Source organism: Ottowia caeni (assembly GCF_050821495.1).
Taxonomy (GTDB): Bacteria; Pseudomonadota; Gammaproteobacteria; order Burkholderiales; family Burkholderiaceae_C; genus Ottowia; species Ottowia caeni.
In genome coordinates, this window is the sequence record NZ_CP151080.1 from 553654 (window position 1) to 571413 (window position 17760).

The 17760-nt window shown below is 60.2% G+C and carries 15 protein-coding genes and 1 pseudogene; 7 read left to right on the forward strand and 9 right to left on the reverse strand.

From position 1 onward, the window contains the following. Nucleotides 1–42: 42 nt before the first annotated feature. Together AAAK34_RS02655 and AAAK34_RS02660 are read right to left on the reverse strand one after the other, a co-directional pair. The gene (locus AAAK34_RS02655) at nucleotides 43–1215 is read right to left on the reverse strand and encodes a 3-phosphoglycerate dehydrogenase family protein (protein WP_231696624.1); all 1173 of its coding nucleotides are present in this window, start codon (nucleotides 1213–1215) and stop codon (nucleotides 43–45) included. A 131-nt stretch (nucleotides 1216–1346) separates the two neighbouring features. Continuing rightward, a complete protein-coding gene (locus AAAK34_RS02660) occupies nucleotides 1347–2462 on the reverse strand; it encodes a phosphoserine transaminase (protein ID WP_231696625.1) in 1116 nt (371 codons plus the stop codon). Between the two features lie 293 nt (nucleotides 2463–2755). Between AAAK34_RS02660 and AAAK34_RS02665 the strand changes: the two genes are divergently transcribed. From AAAK34_RS02665 to AAAK34_RS02675, 3 genes are all read left to right on the forward strand, one after another. Then, nucleotides 2756–4291, forward strand: a complete 1536-nt coding sequence (locus AAAK34_RS02665) for an amidase family protein (protein ID WP_231696626.1) — start codon at nucleotides 2756–2758, stop codon at nucleotides 4289–4291. 162 nt (nucleotides 4292–4453) lie between these two features. After that, nucleotides 4454–5293 (forward strand): orotidine-5'-phosphate decarboxylase, encoded by an 840-nt coding sequence (pyrF, locus tag AAAK34_RS02670; protein WP_231696627.1) that lies wholly within the window; start codon nucleotides 4454–4456, stop codon nucleotides 5291–5293. Nucleotides 5294–6131: 838 nt separating this feature from the next. Further along, a complete protein-coding gene (locus AAAK34_RS02675; protein WP_431777714.1) occupies nucleotides 6132–6545 on the forward strand; it encodes an IPT/TIG domain-containing protein in 414 nt (137 codons plus the stop codon). Nucleotides 6546–6609: 64 nt separating this feature from the next. On the opposite strand, the gene AAAK34_RS02680 is transcribed toward AAAK34_RS02675, so the two are convergent. Further along, on the reverse strand, nucleotides 6610–6801 hold the full coding sequence (locus AAAK34_RS02680) for a hypothetical protein (protein WP_231696629.1): 192 nt from the start codon (nucleotides 6799–6801) through the stop codon (nucleotides 6610–6612). A 40-nt stretch (nucleotides 6802–6841) separates the two neighbouring features. Between AAAK34_RS02680 and AAAK34_RS02685 the strand changes: the two genes are divergently transcribed. From AAAK34_RS02685 to AAAK34_RS02695, 3 genes are all read left to right on the forward strand, one after another. Then, nucleotides 6842–7210, forward strand: coding sequence for a hypothetical protein (locus AAAK34_RS02685; protein WP_231696630.1), 369 nt, complete (start codon nucleotides 6842–6844; stop codon nucleotides 7208–7210). A gap of 162 nt (nucleotides 7211–7372) precedes the next feature. After that, nucleotides 7373–8212, forward strand: a complete 840-nt coding sequence (pyrF, locus tag AAAK34_RS02690) for an orotidine-5'-phosphate decarboxylase (protein ID WP_231696631.1) — start codon at nucleotides 7373–7375, stop codon at nucleotides 8210–8212. Nucleotides 8213–8294: 82 nt separating this feature from the next. Then, nucleotides 8295–8666, forward strand: a complete 372-nt coding sequence (locus AAAK34_RS02695; RefSeq protein ID WP_231696632.1) for a LysR family transcriptional regulator — start codon at nucleotides 8295–8297, stop codon at nucleotides 8664–8666. On the opposite strand, the gene AAAK34_RS02700 is transcribed toward AAAK34_RS02695, so the two are convergent. From AAAK34_RS02700 to AAAK34_RS02720, 5 genes are all read right to left on the reverse strand, one after another. After that, the gene (locus tag AAAK34_RS02700) at nucleotides 8636–9451 is read right to left on the reverse strand and encodes a M48 family metallopeptidase (RefSeq protein WP_231696633.1); all 816 of its coding nucleotides are present in this window, start codon (nucleotides 9449–9451) and stop codon (nucleotides 8636–8638) included. The genes AAAK34_RS02695 and AAAK34_RS02700 overlap by 31 nt on opposite strands. A gap of 127 nt (nucleotides 9452–9578) precedes the next feature. Beyond that, on the reverse strand, nucleotides 9579–11453 hold the full coding sequence (locus AAAK34_RS02705) for a phosphoenolpyruvate carboxykinase (GTP) (RefSeq protein ID WP_231696634.1): 1875 nt from the start codon (nucleotides 11451–11453) through the stop codon (nucleotides 9579–9581). Between the two features lie 268 nt (nucleotides 11454–11721). Then, nucleotides 11722–11871 carry a hypothetical protein gene (locus tag AAAK34_RS02710; protein ID WP_231696635.1) on the reverse strand — a complete coding sequence of 50 codons (150 nt, stop codon included), beginning with the start codon at nucleotides 11869–11871 and terminating at the stop codon, nucleotides 11722–11724. Nucleotides 11872–11940: 69 nt separating this feature from the next. Next, nucleotides 11941–12375, reverse strand: a complete 435-nt coding sequence (locus AAAK34_RS02715; RefSeq protein WP_231696636.1) for a PaaI family thioesterase — start codon at nucleotides 12373–12375, stop codon at nucleotides 11941–11943. Further along, nucleotides 12362–13903, reverse strand: coding sequence for a mechanosensitive ion channel (locus AAAK34_RS02720; protein WP_231696637.1), 1542 nt, complete (start codon nucleotides 13901–13903; stop codon nucleotides 12362–12364). Before AAAK34_RS02720 ends, AAAK34_RS02715 begins: the two co-directional genes overlap by 14 nt. Before the next feature lie 217 nt (nucleotides 13904–14120). Between AAAK34_RS02720 and AAAK34_RS02725 the strand changes: the two are divergent. Continuing rightward, nucleotides 14121–16456: pseudogene (locus AAAK34_RS02725) on the forward strand (ATP-binding protein). 98 nt (nucleotides 16457–16554) lie between these two features. Here the strand turns inward: AAAK34_RS02725 and AAAK34_RS02730 are convergent. Further along, the gene (locus AAAK34_RS02730) at nucleotides 16555–17673 is read right to left on the reverse strand and encodes an ABC transporter permease (protein WP_231696639.1); all 1119 of its coding nucleotides are present in this window, start codon (nucleotides 17671–17673) and stop codon (nucleotides 16555–16557) included. Nucleotides 17674–17760 lie beyond the last annotated feature (87 nt).

Here is a 17760-nt window from a genome sequence, read left to right on the forward strand (position 1 = left end):
GGCTAAGGACGGGTCAAGGGCAGGTCTGCTGCCCCAAGCAGCTCATATCACCCGCATCCGAATCACATGAGCCATGCTCCCGATGGCGTTAATTGCAGCATCATCGGGTCTTGAGGCGACATCAATCAGGTTGTAGGCCAGAGTGTCGCGGCTGCGGTTGATCATGTCGATTACGTTCAGTTCGGCATCTGCCAACACCGACAGCACGCTTCCCAGCACGCCAGATACGTTCTCATTGGCGATCGCCAGCCGTGTGGCGCCATTGGTGCGGTCCATCCGCACGGCGGGGTAGTTGACTGAATTGGCGATGTGGCCGTTCTCCAGAAAATCAATCAACTGATCAGCCGCCATGACGGCGCAGTTCTCTTCAGATTCCTCGGTGCTGGCGCCGATATGGGGTGTGGCAATCACCCTTTCGTGGTGAACCAGTTCCGGCTCCGGAAAATCGCTCACGTAGCGACCCAGGCGCCCAGTGTTCAGGCTTTGCAGCACGGCTGCAGGGTCCACAATGCTTTCGCGCGCAAAATTGAGAAGTACCGCACCGGGCTTCAGGGCGGCGAGGGCGGCCGCGTCGATCATGTGGCGCGTGCTCTCCAGCGCCGGCACATGCAGACTTACATAATCGGAGCGTGCGAGCAAAGAAGCCAGGTTTTCCATGCGCTGCACGGCGTTGGAAAGGCGCCATGCCGCATCGATCGAGAGCGCAGGGTCGAACCCCAGTACCTTCATGCCCAAAGCCAGCGCCGTATCAGCCACCATGGAGCCAATGGCGCCCAAACCCACAATGCCCAGTGTCTTGCCTCGCAGTTCGCTGCCTGCGAACCTGGATTTCTCCCTTTCGAGCAGTTGGTGCATTTCGGCTGAATCCGTCATGGCACCTAGCGAACGCGCGTAGTCAATGCCTGGGAGGATGCCGCGCGTGGTCAGCAGCATGCCAGCCAGCACCAATTCCTTCACGGCATTGGCGTTGGCGCCCGGTGTGTTGAAAACGACGATACCCTGCTGGCCGTAGTCGCTCACCGGAATGTTGTTAACACCGGCCCCGGCTCGCGCCACCGCCAGCAGAGACCGGGGCGTGGCCTCGCGCTGCAGCTTGTGGCTTCGCAACAGATAGGCATCCGGCTGCTCGGTCGCATCGCCCACCTGATACCGTTCGGTGGTGAAACGCTCCAGTCCTCTTGGGGAAATGGCGTTGAATGTCTTGATCCTGAACATCGGTACGAGCCTCGCTGGTAGATGCCCTCTCCCTCCTGGAGAGGACGGGGGTGAGGGCATGCGGCGTAACTGCTGCGAAAGTCATTCTCGCGACGCCCACTGAAGCGGTTTCAGAGGGGCCTATCAGGGGGTTATTGCACTTGCGCGTATCCCCATGCCAGCCAGGGCATCAGCGCTTCCAGATCGCTTTTCTCCACCGTGGCGCCGCACCATATGCGAATGCCGGCTGGGGCATCCTTATAGGCCCCGATATCGTAGGCAACGCCCTCGGCCTCCAGCAGCTTCAACATGGCCTTCACTTTGTCTTCGGCCAGATCCAGAAGCAGGCAGACGCTGGTGTTGGAGCGTGTTTCAGGGTCTTTCGCAAGAAAGCTGATCCAAGGGTGCGCGGCAACGAAGTCTTCAATCACTTTCAGATTGGCTTGGCTACGCGCGATGGTGCCCTTCACCCCTCCCACGCTTTCGCACCATTGCAGTGCATCCAGGTAGTCGGCCGCACACAGCATGGAAGGTGTGTTGATCGTGTCACCCTTGAACAGCGACTCGTTCAGCTTGCCGCCACTGGTCATGCGGAAGATCTTGGGCATCGGCCAGGGCGGGCTGTAGCTTTCCAGGCGCTCTACCGCCCGCGGACCCAGAATCAACATGCCGTGGGCACCCTCACCGCCCAGCACTTTCTGCCAGGAATAGGTGACCACATCCAGCTTCTCCCAGGGCAGTTCCATGGCGAACACAGCACTGGTTGCGTCGCAGATCGTCAGGCCCTTGCGGTCGTCTGGGATCCAGTCACCGTTCGGCACGCGTACACCGCTCGTCGTGCCGTTCCAGGTGAAGACGACATCGTTGTCGAAATTTACCTGGCTGAGATCGACAATGTCTCCGTAGCCTGCTTCCAGTTTGCGAGCATTGGGCAGCTTGAGCTGCTTCATCACGTCGGTGACCCAACCGGAGCCAAACGATTCCCAGGCCAGCATGTCGACGCCGCGAGCGCCGAGCATTGACCACATCGTCATTTCCACGGCGCCCGTATCCGAGGCGGGGACGATGGCGACCCGATAGTTGCTCGGCAGGCCCAGAATTCGGGCTGTTTCCGCACAGCAGGCACCCAGTATCTTCTTGCCGAGCGCTGAGCGGTGAGAGCGTCCCAGGCTGGATAAATCCAGCTGGCTGACGTCGTAGCCCGGCCGCTTGGCGCACGGACCGGAAGAGAAGTTTGGAATCCGGGGTTTGATCTGAGGCTTTTGCATCTTGGGCATATTTGGAAACACGAGGCAAACGCAGATTCTAGGTGCAGGTGCCATGGCAGCGCTTCATGAGTGCCCCTGATGACCCACGTCTTCATTATTCCTTGCCCAACGGCGGGCCACTGACCGCGCATTCTCCACGCCGTGCCCGCAGTCCTTGTGGCGCAAGCGCAGGCGGTCATGAGGTGTTCGAGTGTGAATATATGTATTCACTTGTAAGGATGCGCGGCAAAGACCAGCGTGGGCACGCCATTTGCTGAACAGAACTGTTCTTAACCGTTAGATGAAAGTGAACGATGCGTTTGAAGAAAACAGTTTTGGCCGCCTTGACGTTGATGGCGGCAGTGTCTGCACACAGCAACCCTGTAGAAGCCACGGTGGCCTCGCTGCATGCAGAGATCAGAGCTGGCAAGTCGTGTGAAAGCATCACACAGAGTTTTCTGGACCGTATTGCAGCGTATGACCAGAAAGGCCCCAAGCTGAAGGCGATCCTTGCGGTCAACCAGCAGGCGCTGGACCAGGCGCGTGCGCTGGATGCACAGTACAAGCAAGACGCCAGGGTGCTGGACAAGTTGTTTTGCGTGCCAGTGATCGCCAAGGACAACTTTGACGTTGCAGGCATGCCCACAACTGGTGCAAATGTGTCCATGAAGGATTCCATGCCCAATGATGATGCATTTGCCATTCGCAAGATGAAGGAGGCGGGTGCCATCATTCTGGCCAAGTCGAATCTGATGGAATTTGCGCGCGGCGGCACTACGGTGAGTTCGCTGGGCGGCCAGACCCTCAACCCCTATGACCTGACACGTACACCCGGTGGCTCCAGCGGCGGTTCGGGTGTGGCCATGGCGGCCAGCTATGGCGTGCTGTCTACAGGCAGTGATACAGGCCAGTCCATTCGTTCCCCTGCGTCTGCGCACAGCCTGGTCGGCGTGCGCCCCACACGTGGCCTGATCAGCCGCGATGGCGTGATGCCCAACAGTTTTACGCAGGATGAAATCGGTCCCATCACCCGCACGGTGAGCGATGCCGCACGCATGCTGGATGCGATTGTTGCTTTTGACCCCGCAGACCCCATCACAGCCCTGGGTGTGGGCAAGACACCCAAGAGCTACCTGGATGCGCTGGACAAGGACGCACTGCGCGGTGCACGCGTCGGTCTGCTGGTCGATACCCTGGGTGACCAGGAGCGCCATGCGCCCGTCAATACCGTCATGAAAGACACGGTGGAGAAGATGAAGGCACTGGGGGCCACGGTGGTGGAAGTGCGCATTCCAGGCTACAAGGAGCTGACCAGCCAGACATCCACCGACCAGATGGAAGCGCGTGATGCGTTCAACTTCTACTTCAAGACTTTGCCCGCCAATGCGCCGGTCAGGGACTTTGATCAGCTGGTGGCCCTGAAGCAGGCGCATCCAGCCATTCAGAAGGCTCTGGAAGCTGAAGCCGCTGTGCAAAACGGCATGAACAGTGATCGCTACAAGACACGCACCCTGAACCGCGAAAAGCTGCGCATTGCGCTGGCTGCAGCGATGGCGGAAAACAAAGTGGACGCCTTGCTGTATCCCCTGCAAAGCGTGCTGGTGGCGCCCATTGGCAACCATTCGCAACCTGAGCGCAATGGCGTGCTGTCGAATGGCACTGGCTTTCCTGCTGTGACTTTCCCCGCAGGCTTCTCTGAGTCGAGCCAGACGGCCAGGCTGGGCGTCCCTGTAGGCGCGGAGCTGCTGGCCCTGGATTACACAGAGCCCAAACTGCTGTCCTATGCGTTTGCCTTCGAGCAGGCCTATAAGCCCCGCAAGGCCCCTGTGCTGACACCGCCCCTGAAGTAAACGCAGTTCAGGTCCGCCAGAGTTGCTTGCTCTGGCTGTGCTCACACAAGAAACCTTCTGTGGTCTGCGCAGAAGGTTTTCTTGTATCAACCAAGCGCCGGATTCTGGTCTGCTCTGAGCCCGATTCCATGACGTGACCTGCCGGTTCTCTAAAATAGCCCCATGACATTTCTCGACCAATTGCGGGCTGCTGAAAGCGCCAATGCCTCCATGTTGTGCGTGGGGCTTGATCCTGAGCCATCGCGTTTTCCTGAGGGCGTAGCGCGCAATGCTGACGGCATCTACGACTTCTGTGCTGCCATCGTCGAGGCAACAGCCGACCTGGTGATCGCATTCAAGCCTCAGATCGCCTACTTTGCCGCGCACAGGGCGGAGCCCCAACTGGAGCGCCTGGTGGCCCACATGCGCAGCGTGGCTCCGCATGTTCCGGTCATTCTCGATGCCAAGCGAGGTGACATCGGTTCCACGGCCGAGCAATATGCACTTGAGGCCTTTGAGCGTTACGGGGCAGACGCGGTCACTTTATCTCCGTTTATGGGGTTCGATTCCGTCATGCCTTATCTTCAATATGAAGGCAAAGGCGCGTTCCTTCTGTGCCGCACCTCAAATCCCGGGGGAGACGATTTGCAGAACCAGCGCTTGGCTTACCTTCCCGGTGAACCGCGGTTGTATGAGCACATCGCTCAGTTGGCGCAAGGGACTTGGAATACCAACGGTCAACTTGGCTTGGTAGTAGGCGCCACCTACCCGCAGGAGATCGAGCGCGTGCGTGAGCTTGCGCCTACCGTGCCTTTGCTGATTCCAGGCGTAGGCGCCCAAGGCGGAGATGCGGCAGCCACCGTCAAGGCAGGCTGGCGTGGTACCGCGGGGCAAACCACTGGCTCTGTGATCGTGAACAGCTCTCGTGCCATCCTCTACGCCGGCAGCGGCACCGACTTTGCCGCATCCGCACGTGCTGCTGCGCAATCCACCCGCGCATTGCTGCAGGCTGCTAGAAGCTAAGGGCACCGGCCTGGGTGTCCCAAAGTCTGACGTGACATTCAAGACCCCCGTTTCCAAACGAGCCGCCCTGCAACGCCCCAGGGATTCCCTGATGACGGCTCGAAAATCCTTGTACAGCGGATCGGACTGAGGCGCAAGGCGTTTTGCAGTCAATAGATGTCGAGCTATTGGCGAGAAGCGATCCAGCGGGGCGCCGAATTGGCACTGGAGTGGCTCTTGGTCCCAGGGCGTTGATCAGTCGGCCATTCTAAGTGCAGCTCGCAGGACCTCACTCACACGAAAGTTTATGCGCGTGGGTGATTTCGCACACACTTTTTGATTGCACACGGGGCAATGCACGGCCGCGCTTGTCTTCGCCCTCGAACTTTGCTTACTGTTAAATTGCGTATAAATTTGTTATAAATAGCGGTAGAGTAAGTAGATAGATTCAGTTTTGCAGAGGGGTTTTATGCGTCGTTCAAGCGTTCTTGCGTTTTGTGCCTGGAGCACCATGTTTTTCTTGCCAAGCTACGGATACGCCAGCTCGTGCGTTGAGGCAGCCGGTAGCTCGATTCGGGCGAATGATAAGGCCGGCAACGGCGGCGCGTCATATTACGGCACTCAATTCAATCCGAAGGATGTGATCACAATTCTGCCCAATCCCCGTTTGCCCCCAAGTTCCGCGTATGTAGTCCGCTCATACTTCGCCTCACGCTTGAGCGACCCCACCCGAGGAGGCATTGTATCTGGTTCTAGTTTATGGAGATTTAGACAACCTGCTATCGTGAGAATGAGTTCGGCGTCTGCAGACACATCGGACCTCAAGATAAATTATTTGTCGTTCGGCCTAAATTTAGACTTGCCCAATGCTGCCGACTATGTCTTCGAGCTCCAGTGCGATCTGGAGCGGGCCCAGGTTTCTGGTATCGAGCCTAGGCAGGCCAAGCCTGGTGAAGAGGTGGTACTGAGCGGAAACGCTTTTTACGGTGTGACGCACGTCAAGTTTGGCCGTACTTTAGCGCAAGCAATTGTGGAGAGTGGCGAGCGTTTGGTCGTACGAGTGCCGCGCGGCGCCCGGACGGTACCCATCACCCTCCTGAACGCCCAGGATGTTGAAATCGAGACAGATTTCAGTTTCACATTCGAGTCGACACCTGAGCCGGAGTTGCATGCCGTGCCGACGCTCTCCTGGTGGGGGCTTATGCTCCTGTTCAGTGCCCTCACGGGAAGTGTCGGGTTGCGTCTTCGTAGCAAAGGTCAAGCTGGAGTCTGAAGTCTGCTGCGAACCGCTTCAACTGGTGACCGCATTGCGGTGGATCGCGGGCAAAAACGGCACCTTAGTGGCGCAGTTCGGGAGGAATAAGGCCGCGCTTGAATTCGTTGATCATTTCCTCGGCCTTTTTCTGATCTCTGAAAACCGGCGCAAAGGCGCTGGAGGGTTGGTCGGGAGCTGAAGACTTGAGTGCTTCTGCCGGCTTCAACTCGTCTTCTTCAAGCGCCTTGCCCTTGCATACGGTTTCCCCCGCCATTCAGAAGGCTCTGGAAGCTGAAGCCGCTGTGCAAAACGGCATGAACAGTGATCGCTACAAGACACGCACCCTGAACCGCGAAAAGCTGCGCATTGCGCTGGCAGCAGCGATGGCGGAAAACAAGGTGGACGCCTTGCTGTATCCCCTGCAAAGCGTGCTGGTGGCACCCATTGGCGACCATTCGCAACCTGAGCGCAATGGCGTGCTCTCGAACGGCACAGGCTTTCCTGCTGTGACGTTTCCCGCAGGCTTCTCTGAGCCGAGCCCGACGGCCAGGCTGGGCGTCCCTGTAGGCGCGGAGCTGCTGGCCCTGGATTACACAGAGCCCAAATTGCTGTCCTATGCGTTTGCCTTCGAGCAGGCCTATCAGCCCCGCAAGGCCCCTGTGCTGACACCGCCCCTGAAGTAAACGCAGTTCAGGTCCGCCAGAGTTGCATGCTCTGGCTGTGCTCACACAAGAAACCTTCTGTGGTCTGCGCAGAAGGTTTTCTTGTATCAACCAAGCGCCGGATTCTGGTCTGCTCTGAGCCCGATTCCATGACGTGACCTGCCGGTTCTCTAAAATAGCCCCATGACATTTCTCGACCAATTGCGGGCTGCTGAAAGCGCCAATGCCTCAATGTTGTGCGTGGGGCTTGATCCTGAGCCATCGCGTTTTCCTGAGGGCGTAGCGCGCAATGCTGACGGCATCTACGACTTCTGTGCTGCCATCGTCGAGGCCACCGCTGATCTCGTAGTCGCATTCAAGCCTCAGATCGCCTACTTTGCCGCGCACAGGGCGGAGCCTCAACTGGAGCGCCTGGTGGCCCACATGCGCAGCGTGGCTCCGCATGTTCCGGTCATTCTCGATGCCAAGCGAGGAGACATTGGCTCCACCGCTGAGCAGTATGCCCGTGAGGCCTTCGAGCGTTACGGCGCTGATGCCGTCACGCTGTCACCGTTCATGGGCTTTGATTCCGTGCTTCCCTACCTCAAGTATGAAGGCAAGGGGGCGTTCTTGCTGTGCCGCACCTCCAATCCTGGTGGAGACGACCTGCAAAACCAGCGGCTGGCCTCAGTTCCCGGCCAACCCCTTCTGTATGAACACATTGCGCAACTGGCTCAAGGAGCATGGAACCTGAACGGACAACTCGGTTTGGTCGTTGGTGCCACTTATCCGCAGGAAATCGAGCGTGTGCGCGAACTGGCACCCACCGTGCCTCTGTTGATTCCTGGCGTCGGGGCGCAGGGCGGAGACGCTGCAGCGACCGTGCAGGCCGGCTGGCGCGGAACTGCGAGCGCCACAACGGGCCCGATCATCGTCAATAGTTCTCGCGCAATTTTGTACGCCGGAAGCGGGGCAGACTTTGCGAAGGCGGCGCGCTCCGCAGCACAATCGACGCGAGCACAGTTGCAGGCAGCCCGCACTTAACTCACGCTCACCTGAGTGGATGGCGAGATTTGGCATGAAGTGTGCTTAGTGATGGTACTGCTGTAACTCCCATCATCTCGCCATGCTGACACATTCGCCAACCATCAAGCAACTTGAAGCTTTGTATTGGACCGCCAAGCTCGGTAGTTTTCAGGCGGCCGCGGATAAGCTTTGCGCCACTCAGTCGGCCATCGCCAAGCGGGTCAATGAGCTGGAGAGCAGTTTTGACATGCGCCTATTGGATCGCAGGGGCAACAAGAGCGTGCTCACCCTGCAGGGTAAGGAATTTCTCGAGCATGCTGAGGATGTGCTCGACGCGACCAGCAAGCTAATGCTGGCCATGTCAAATGCACGTGAGCTCCGGGAGGGGCGTGAGTTCAGGACCGGTTTCAGAGCAGCAGGTCAACTCTTGAGCCAACGTTCCTACCTGCGACCTGCTTTCGCCGCTTCGTAGAGCGGCATCACCCGTGGAATGGCCGCCCGCAAGGCCGCCGTGCGGTCGCCGGAAGAGGGGTGGGTGGATAGGAATTGGGGCCCACCGCCACCCAAGGTAGCCATCTTTTGCCAGAGTGTGACGGCGGCATTCGGGTTGTAGCCGGCACGGGCGGCCAGTTCCAACCCGTACAAATCAGCCTCGCTCTCCATATTGCGCGAGAAGGGCAGGTCTAGCGCCAACTGTTTGCCCATGCTGGCCAGCTGGGTGGTGCCTTGACCCAGCCCCAGCAGTGCGCCGCCGATGGATATGGCCAGATCGCCCGCTGCGCTTTGCGACATCTTTTCGCGGGTGTGCTCACGCAGAGCGTGCGCCATCTCGTGGCCCATGACGGCCGCTATCTCGTCGTCTGTGAGCTGTAGTCTGCGCAAAATGCCCGTATAGAAAGTGATCTTGCCGCCAGCCATTACATGGGCGTTGACGGTGTCTTCATTGATCAGTACGAGCTGCCAGGGCCACTGCACGGCGTCAGGTCGGAAGACCGCTACGTGGGGCACCAGGCGCCGCATCACCGCCTGCACGCGGTTGAATTCAGCACCGCTGGTGATCAGCTTGCCGTCGGAGCGGGCTTCGCGGTTCTGCTCATCGTAGTATTTCAGCGATTCCTGAATCACCTCCTGCTGAGAAACCAGCAGAAGCTGTGAGCGGCTTTGGCCCCCAGCGGCCACGCTGCCGCTGGTGGTGCTGGCACAGCCGGCGGCCAGCAGGGCCGCGGCTGCCAGAACGGAGAAAGTACGGAGCTTCATGATCGGTCCTCCCAAGGCACGGTAATGATCCATGATGAAGGACGATTGTGCCAAGGAGTCGAAAGCCCCGGCGTCAGACGAGTGCCCTTTCTGCACCGCGCCCAGGTAGTGTGGGCGCGCAAGCAAATCAGGCCAGCGTGGCCAGTCGTTCCTGCAGTTCGGCCTTGGTGGCCGTCAGGGCTTCGGGCAGGCCGTGAGCGAGTTGCGTGAACAGCTCATCGTGCAGTCGGAACTCTTCTTCCCAGGCGGCTTTGTCCACGCTGGTCACGGTGGCGAACTGCTCTTGCGAGAAGGTGAGGCCGTTCCAGTTGATCTCGTTGTAGGCGGGCGCAATACCGAACAGGGTTTGCTCGCCGGCGGCGCGGTTTTCCGCGCGGTCGATGATCCACTTCAGCACGCGCATGTTTTCGCCGTAACCAGGCCATACGAACTTGCCGGCCTCGTCCTTGCGGAACCAGTTGACGCAGTAGATGGCGGGCAGCTTGGCGCCTTGTGCGCGCAGTTTTTCGCCCAGCTTGAGCCAGTGACCGAAGTAGTCGGCCATGTTGTAGCCGCAAAATGGCAGCATCGCGAACGGATCGCGGCGAACCACGCCCTGCGCGCCGAAGGCTGCCGCAGTGGTCTCGCTGCCCATGGTGGCGGCCATGTAGACGCCCTCGGTCCAGTTGCGTGCCTCGGTTACCAGCGGCACGGTGGTGGAGCGGCGGCCGCCGAAGATGAACGCGTCAATCGGTACGCCGGCTGGGTCGTCCCAGGCAGGGTCGATGGCCGGGTTGTGGATGGCGGCCACGGTGAAGCGGGCATTGGGGTGAGCGGCCTTTTTGCCGGCCTTGCCGTCTTCAGGGGTCCAGTCATTGCCTTGCCAGTCGATCAGGTGCGCTGGCAACTGGTTGCCCTGGTCCTTGTCCAGGCCTTCCCACCACACATCGCCGTCGTCGGTGAGGGCGACGTTGGTGAAGATCACGTCCTTGGTGAGGGTGGCCATGCAGTTGGGGTTGGTGAGCGTGTTCGTGCCCGGCGCCACGCCAAAATAGCCCGCCTCGGGGTTGATGGCGTACAGGCGGCCATCGGCTCCCGGCTTGATCCAGGCGATGTCGTCGCCGATCGTGGTGACCTTCCAGCCGTCAAAGCCGGCAGGTGGCACCAGCATCGAGAAGTTGGTCTTGCCGCAGGCGCTCGGGAAGGCGGCTGCCACATGGTATTTCTTGCCTTCGGGGTTGCTCACGCCCAGGATCAGCATGTGCTCGGCCAGCCAGCCTTCGTCCTGACCCATCTTGGAGGCGATGCGCAGGGCCAGGCATTTTTTGCCAAGCAGGGCGTTGCCGCCGTAGCCGGAGCCATAGCTCCAGATCTCGCGTGTTTCAGGGTAATGGACGATGTATTTCACATCGGGGTTGCAGGGCCAGCTGGTCTGATCGGTCTCACCTTCGGCCAGCGGAGCGCCCACGGTGTGCACGCAAGGCACGAACTCGCCGCTTTCGCCGAGGACGTCAATGGCGCCCTTGCCCATGCGCGTCATCAGTTTCATGTTGACGGCCACGTATGCGCTGTCTGAGAGCTCGACGCCGATGTGGGCAATGGGCGAACCCAGCGGGCCCATGGAGAATGGCACCACGTACATGGTGCGGCCACGCATGCAGCCGTCGAAAAGCGGCTGCAGCTTGGCGCGCATTTCAGCGGGCGGAGTCCAGTTGTTGGTGGGGCCGGCCTCTTCCTGCTTTTCCGAGCAGATGAAGGTGCGGTCTTCCACGCGCGCCACGTCGGATGGGTCAGAGCGGGTCAGGAACGAGCCGGGGCGCTTGGCGGGGTTGAGCTTGATCAGCGTGCCGGAATCCACCAACTGCTGGCACAGGCGCTGGTACTCAGCCTCGGAGCCATCGCACCAGTACACCTGAGCAGGCTTGCACAGTGCCACCATGTCGCCGACCCAGGAGATCAGCTTGGCATTCTTGACATACTCAGGGACATTCAGCGGGGTGCCCTGCATGACTGGTGCGTTCATGGAAAAAGACTCCTTAAGGTATAAATAATCTTTCCAAAGGCGGCAGGAGCGGCCTTTGGAAAGAAAACTGGCAGGAAAAAAGAGGTGGCAGCGGGTTCCAGATACCGCGCCCAGGAACAGCAAATCCTGCTCCGGCTAGCCTAATCAGGTGACTATTTTATGAAACGCCGCTGGCGCTGCTGCAAGAGCGCCGGAATAGAGCCACGAAACACATGACCTTTGAGGCCGCGCCAAGGCAAGCACGGCCACCGAGATCGTGAACTCTCTCTCAGGCCATGGTGACCGCAATGAACGCCAGCAGAAAGATCAAAATGGCACCAGCTACCGGGATGACCACCGGGATGTGCTTGGTCACAGCCTCGACCGGGTCTTCAGGCAAATGCTCGTGGGAGGCTTCGGCAGTATGGGGCGCGGACATGGGCAGTCTCTTTAATTTATCAATTGGAGGGTAAGGGGGTGATTTTAGCGGGGTGACAATGGTGCGCGCCTACAAGAGGGCATAGGTGGTGCTGACTCGGCACACACTTTTGCCATCATCGGCGCCGCGCAACTCAATTTCACCGAAGGCCAGGGCCTTGCCGGCGCGCAGCACGCGCGCCTCGATCAGGGCGTCCTGGCCAGACAAGGGGCGCAGGAAACTGCTGGAGAGCTGCACCGTGGTGCACGGGCGGAACTCACCAAAATGCTGGATCAAAGCCAGCACCATGGCGGTGTCTGCAGCGGCCATCATGGCCTGGCCACAGAGCGTTCCGCCCGAGCGGGCGAGTTGATCGCTGGTGGGCAGGCGCATGACGACGCCACTCTCAATGGCTTCTTCTACCTGCAGACCCAGGGCTTGCACCCAAGGGGCGAACAGCTCCTTTAGAGCAGCTTGCAGACGTGTGGTGTCGTTGCCCAAGGTGATTGGCTCAGGGTTGGTCATTCGGCGTGTCGGTTGGTGTGGCGGGGGGCGTGGAAGCCGTGGGTTTGTTGTCTTTGGCGCACAGGCGATCAGCCCAGCGCGAGGCGATGCGTCCGGCGGCTTCCCGGCCGCCCAGACCAAAAGCCAGTGCGACAGCCACGGCCACTGCACCCAGAGTGAGTCCGAATGCGAGGTTGACAATGTCGTCCGCGATGCCCATGGCACGCAGGCCCATGGCCACGACAATGCCCAGAATGGCGAACCGGGCTACCCGCGCCAAGCCAATGCCACCCCCGCTGTTGCTGCCATCATCATGTTCGCTGGCGCGGGCGATGGCTGCATAGGCCAGGTTGGCCAGCATGAAACCGATGACCAGAATCGAGGAGCCCAGGAGCACATCGCCCGCGAACTCGATAAAGGTGGTGATCATGTCGGCAAAGCGGTGAAAACCGAGCTGATTGCCCGCTTCCACGGTGGCAAAGAGCATGGCAAAAGCCAGGGCGATGCGGCCAATCAGCGTTGAGGGCGCTGTTTTCTCGAATGCATGCGCCATGCCGATCTTGGCCGGTACCGAGTCCAGCCCCACGCTGGCCAACAGGCTGGCCAGCAGACGGGAGGCGAACGAGGCAACCATCCACGTGACCACCAGAATCAGGCCAGACGCCACGATGCGCGGCACCGATTCCATCAGCATGGCCAGCATATCGGTGGCGGGGCCCGAGATGGCTTCGATTCTGAGGGCGTCGAGTGCCGCGATCAAGGAGGGCACGAACACCAGAATGAACACCAGCAGCCCGGCCAAGCCAGATAGTTGCACGGTGCTGGCCAGTCCTGCCTTGGTGCCTACCTGATCGATTCCGGCAGAGCGAAGGAGGTTGGTGGTGAGGTTTCGCAGTACGGTAGCGACGATCCAGCCCACGCCGCCGATGACCAGTGCGCCCACCGCATTGGGGAGAATGTCGAGCGCTCGGGAGGTCATCTCGCGCAACGGACTCAGCAGTCCTTCCATTTGCAGCGCCCCCAAAATCGCGGGCACAAACAACAGGATCACCAGCCAGAACAGTGCATTGGAGAGGCTGTCGCTGATAGGCGACATGTTGGCGTGCTCGGAGAGTGCTTCGTCCAGCGTGGTCCGATCCAGGATTTTCTGCGTGACGCTGCGCGCGACGATGGCAAGCAGCCAAGCCAGCAATGCCAGCAGCACGGCACCCAGCAGTCGTGGCGCATATTCAAAGAGCTGGGTGGTCAGCGCTGCCAGCGATCCGGACACCATCGACAGATTCAGCGCATTGAACACGGCGGCCAGCGCAAGCAGCAGCACCAGCCAGAACAGGACAAGGGCGATGACGCCCTCCACATCCACGCGCTGGCCGGTGGTGCCGGCCAGGCGCTGGTTGAGGCGCAGCATGCCCAGCCCTTTGCGCGCACCAGCTTTCACCAAGGCAGCCACGAACCAGCCTATGATGAAAATCATCAAGGCGCCCAGCACCTGGGGAAGATGTACTCCGAGCGAGCTCTGAAGCGAGTCCCACATGGTGGACACATTCATGCTGATATTCCTCTCTCCATTAAAACTGTCCCATCATCCTAGGACAGCGCGGCAACGTCAACCCGGCGCAACAAGGCCCTGGGCAACCAGTATTTTTACCGAGAGGGGCTTTGAACATGCTCTTGCGTCTTCCACACCGGCCTTTCTTGCGTTATGGTGAAACTTGTGTGGGGGCCCTGAGGTCCGACGCTTTCTACCTCGCCAGGGAGAAATTCAAATGGTCAAACGGATGATTCAGATTCGGGAACGGGCTGGCATGCTGGCATCGCCGGGGCTGGACGCCGCTCCAGTGCTGGATTTGATGTGCTCCCATTTCGTGTTGACACTGGCCGCCAGGCAAGGCCCCCGGTTCAATGTGCGGCGCGATATCAATGGCCTGATGTCACTGGCCGGAAGGCATCTGCTCTGGCCTGAGCCTGTGCTTACCCGTCTGCGCGAATTCCTGGGCCGCCGCTGCAAAGAAAACGAATTCTGGCGCGGCCATGAGCAACTCTCCAACACCGAGTTCCTCGAGCGGCATGGCGTCTGGCGTGGCCCGTACGAGGAGGGCACGCTATTTTTCTATCTCGACGAATACGCCAAGGATTCCCCCAAGGATCTGCTGGCTCTGCTTTCAAGCACAGGCCATTGGCTCAGCCACGCACTCAAGAAGCAATCTACCCTGGTAGAGAAAAACATTGATTCGCTGGCAAATCTGCTGCAACTGAACAAGGCGGAGAGGGCGTTGCTGCTTTACGGTACGCTGGCGCGCTATCAGCGGGATCTGCGCAGCCTGCTGGTCGAATTCAAGGTCAACAACGCGCCGGAGGCCTACGCCGCCATTGCCGATCTGGCCGGTGTGCCGCCCTCCGAGGTGGCTGAGGCATTGCGTGCAGGTGGCCGACTGGAGCGCATCGGGCTGGTCGAAAATCTGCTCTCCGAGCACAGCATCACTGATTTGGCCGACCTGATGAAAGTGAGCGAGAAATTGCCCCCGGTGCTCATGCGTGAATACCGGGACCGCGCCGAGTTGATGGCCGTGTTCACTCGGCCGGCCACTGCAAGTGCGTTGAAAGCGGCTGATTTCGGGTTTGTGGGTGAAGATGTGCAGGTGCTGGTCAACCTGCTGCGCAAGGCCATGCAGACCAAGGCCGTAGGCGTGAACGTGTTGCTCTATGGGCCTCCTGGCACTGGCAAGACCGAGTTGGCCAAGGTGGTGGCGCACGAAGCAGGCCTGGATCTCTTCGAGGTTGAGTACGCCGACCGCGACGGCAACAGCCTGTCTGGCCGCGACCGTTATCGCTCGCTGCAAATTGCGCAGGTGTTCCTCAAGGGTGCGGAGGCCGCCGCGCTGCTGTTTGATGAGGTGGAGGACGTCTTTCCACCCATCAGTGTCGATGCCGCCGGGCTCATGGCGCGCGCCGAGCAGCAGGCCATGAGTGCCGCCGTCAGCCATTCGGTCAATGGCAAGGCCTGGGTCAACCAGATCCTCGAATCCAACCCCGTGCCAACTCTCTGGGTCACCAACCGCATCGAGCAGATCGATCCGGCATTCCGACGTCGGTTTGCCTATCACCTGGAGCTCAAGTCACCCCCGCCCGGGGCGCGAGAGCAGCTTGTCCGCCGAACACTGGAAGGTGTGGCGGTGAGTGATGAATTTGTTGCCAAGCTGACCGAGCGCAAGGGTCTGACGCCGGCGCAGATCCGCACCGCGGTGCGTTTTGCGGAGCTGGCGCATGAAGAGCCCGTGACCGGCGGGGAGGTCTTCGAGGCGCTGATCGAGCGCCAGCTCAAAATTCCGATGCTGCTCTGGGCCGACGACCGGAAGGGATGGGCAAGAAAGGTCGACGCCAGGTCACGACTTATGACCTGGACATGCTGAACGTCGAAACCCGGTTCGAGATTCCCCGAATCGTGGAGGCGTTGAAGGCGCGCGGCCATGGCTCGCTGTGCTTTTATGGCGCGCCGGGAACCGGCAAGACGGCTTTGGGCGAGCATGTAGCTGAGCACTTGGGCCGACCGCTCATCGTCAAGCAGGCCAGCGACCTGGTGAGCAAGTTCGTGGGTGAGACCGAGCAAAACATGGCTGCCATGTTTACAGAAGCCGCGCTGGAAAATGCCGTATTGTTGCTGGACGAGGCAGACAGCTTCCTGCTTGATCGCCGGGGTGCACAGCGCAGCTATGAAGTGACCGAAGTGAATGAGATGCTGCAACAGATGGAGCGCCATGACGGCGTCTTCATCTGCACGACGAACCTACTCGACCGCCTTGACCAAGCCGCGCTGAGGCGCTTCACGTTCAAGATCAAGTTCAAGCCACTGATGCCTGAACAGCGCGAAAAGATGTTCATCACCGAAGCTTTGGCGGGCAAGGCCGAGCAGCTCACACAGGAAATTCGCCAACGACTGAGAAAGCTGGATCAGCTTGCCCCTGGTGATTTCGCCGCCGTGAAGCGCCAGTGCGACATTTTGGCGGCCGAGTTTTCAGCAGAAGAATTTATGGAGCAGCTCGAGGCTGAGCACCGCATCAAGCCGGAGGTTCGAGAGCAGCGATCGATGGGCTTTGTTCACTGAGGACGTACCGCCCCGAAGAGGTGCAGCCCGGTTGCAGGGGGCTGCATTGCGGACGGTGACGAGCAGTGGCTACAAGCCACGCATAGCCAATCAGTTGCTCAGCGCCTGAGCCTGCCCACCCACAGCATGGTCAGCCATGTTGTCAGCGCCAGCAAGAGTAGCGCCGATATGGGAAACAGCACGGCTTCGAAGGGGGCGCCCAGTTGGTTGAGTTGCAACGACCCCTGGATGGCAGCGGTGCTGGGTGACAGCCAACGCAGCCATTGGAACGCGGTGGGCAGTGCCTCTACCGGCCAACTGAAGCCCCCCAGGAAGACCAAAGGTATCGAAGTGAAGAGCAGCACCTGGATGGCCCGTTCGCGGTTCGCAAGCCACCAGCCTGCGAGTGCAGCCAGTCCGGCGACCGCGGGTACGTAAACAGCGAGCAGTAGCGCGGCTCCCCAGGGGTTGCCACCACGTGGAAGGTCCTGCCAGATGAACACCCAGCCGAAGTAGTAAAGCCCTGTCAGCCAACCCGGCACGCACAGTGCCGCCAGCCGTGCCAGCCACACATGTGGCGGGGCTGCGGCCTGGCCTTGTTCACGCCAGCCCCCGATCAGGAGCGCGCCACCCATCAGCAATGTCTGTTGCAGAATCAGGATGGAGACGGCCGCCACCACAAAGCTGCCGTACCCTTCCGTTGGGTTGAACATGGCGGCCGAACGCAGGCTGACGGGCGCGCGGCTGCTGGCAGCCTGCAGTTGGCTCTGACCTTCTGCCGTCAGGCGTCTCAATTCAACGCCGGCCGATACCGTGCCAAAGGCTTCTGCAAATCCATATTGCACTTGTTTGGCGATCAGGGGGTACGCGCCATTGGCGTAGACCGGAATGGTGGCGTCTTCGCGGCGCACCACGTGGCGCTTGAGGTCCTTGGGCAGCAGTGCATAGCCCATGATTTCGCCGCGCATCAGGGCCTGCTGGGCCTCGCCTTCGTCACCGGTGGTCATGACCACGTCAACTCGCGGACTGGCCGATGCAAAACGCAGCATCTGTCGTGCAAGGCCGCTGTTGTCCTGGTCCACCACCGCCACGGGCACGCGTTGCACCACCTCTCGAGCGTAGAACCAGGGGTAGAAAAAACTGTAGAAAACAGGGGCGATCACGAGCAGCAACAGGACAGCCCCGTCGCCCGCCATGTTGCGCAGTGTGTCCAGGAAAGCGCGGATGAAGGAAGCCATGCCGCAGCCTATGAACGGCAGTTGGACGCGCCGGGGCGGCCCGTTAAGGGTTGCGTGGCGTTCTCACCAAGCTGGCGGATGTCATTG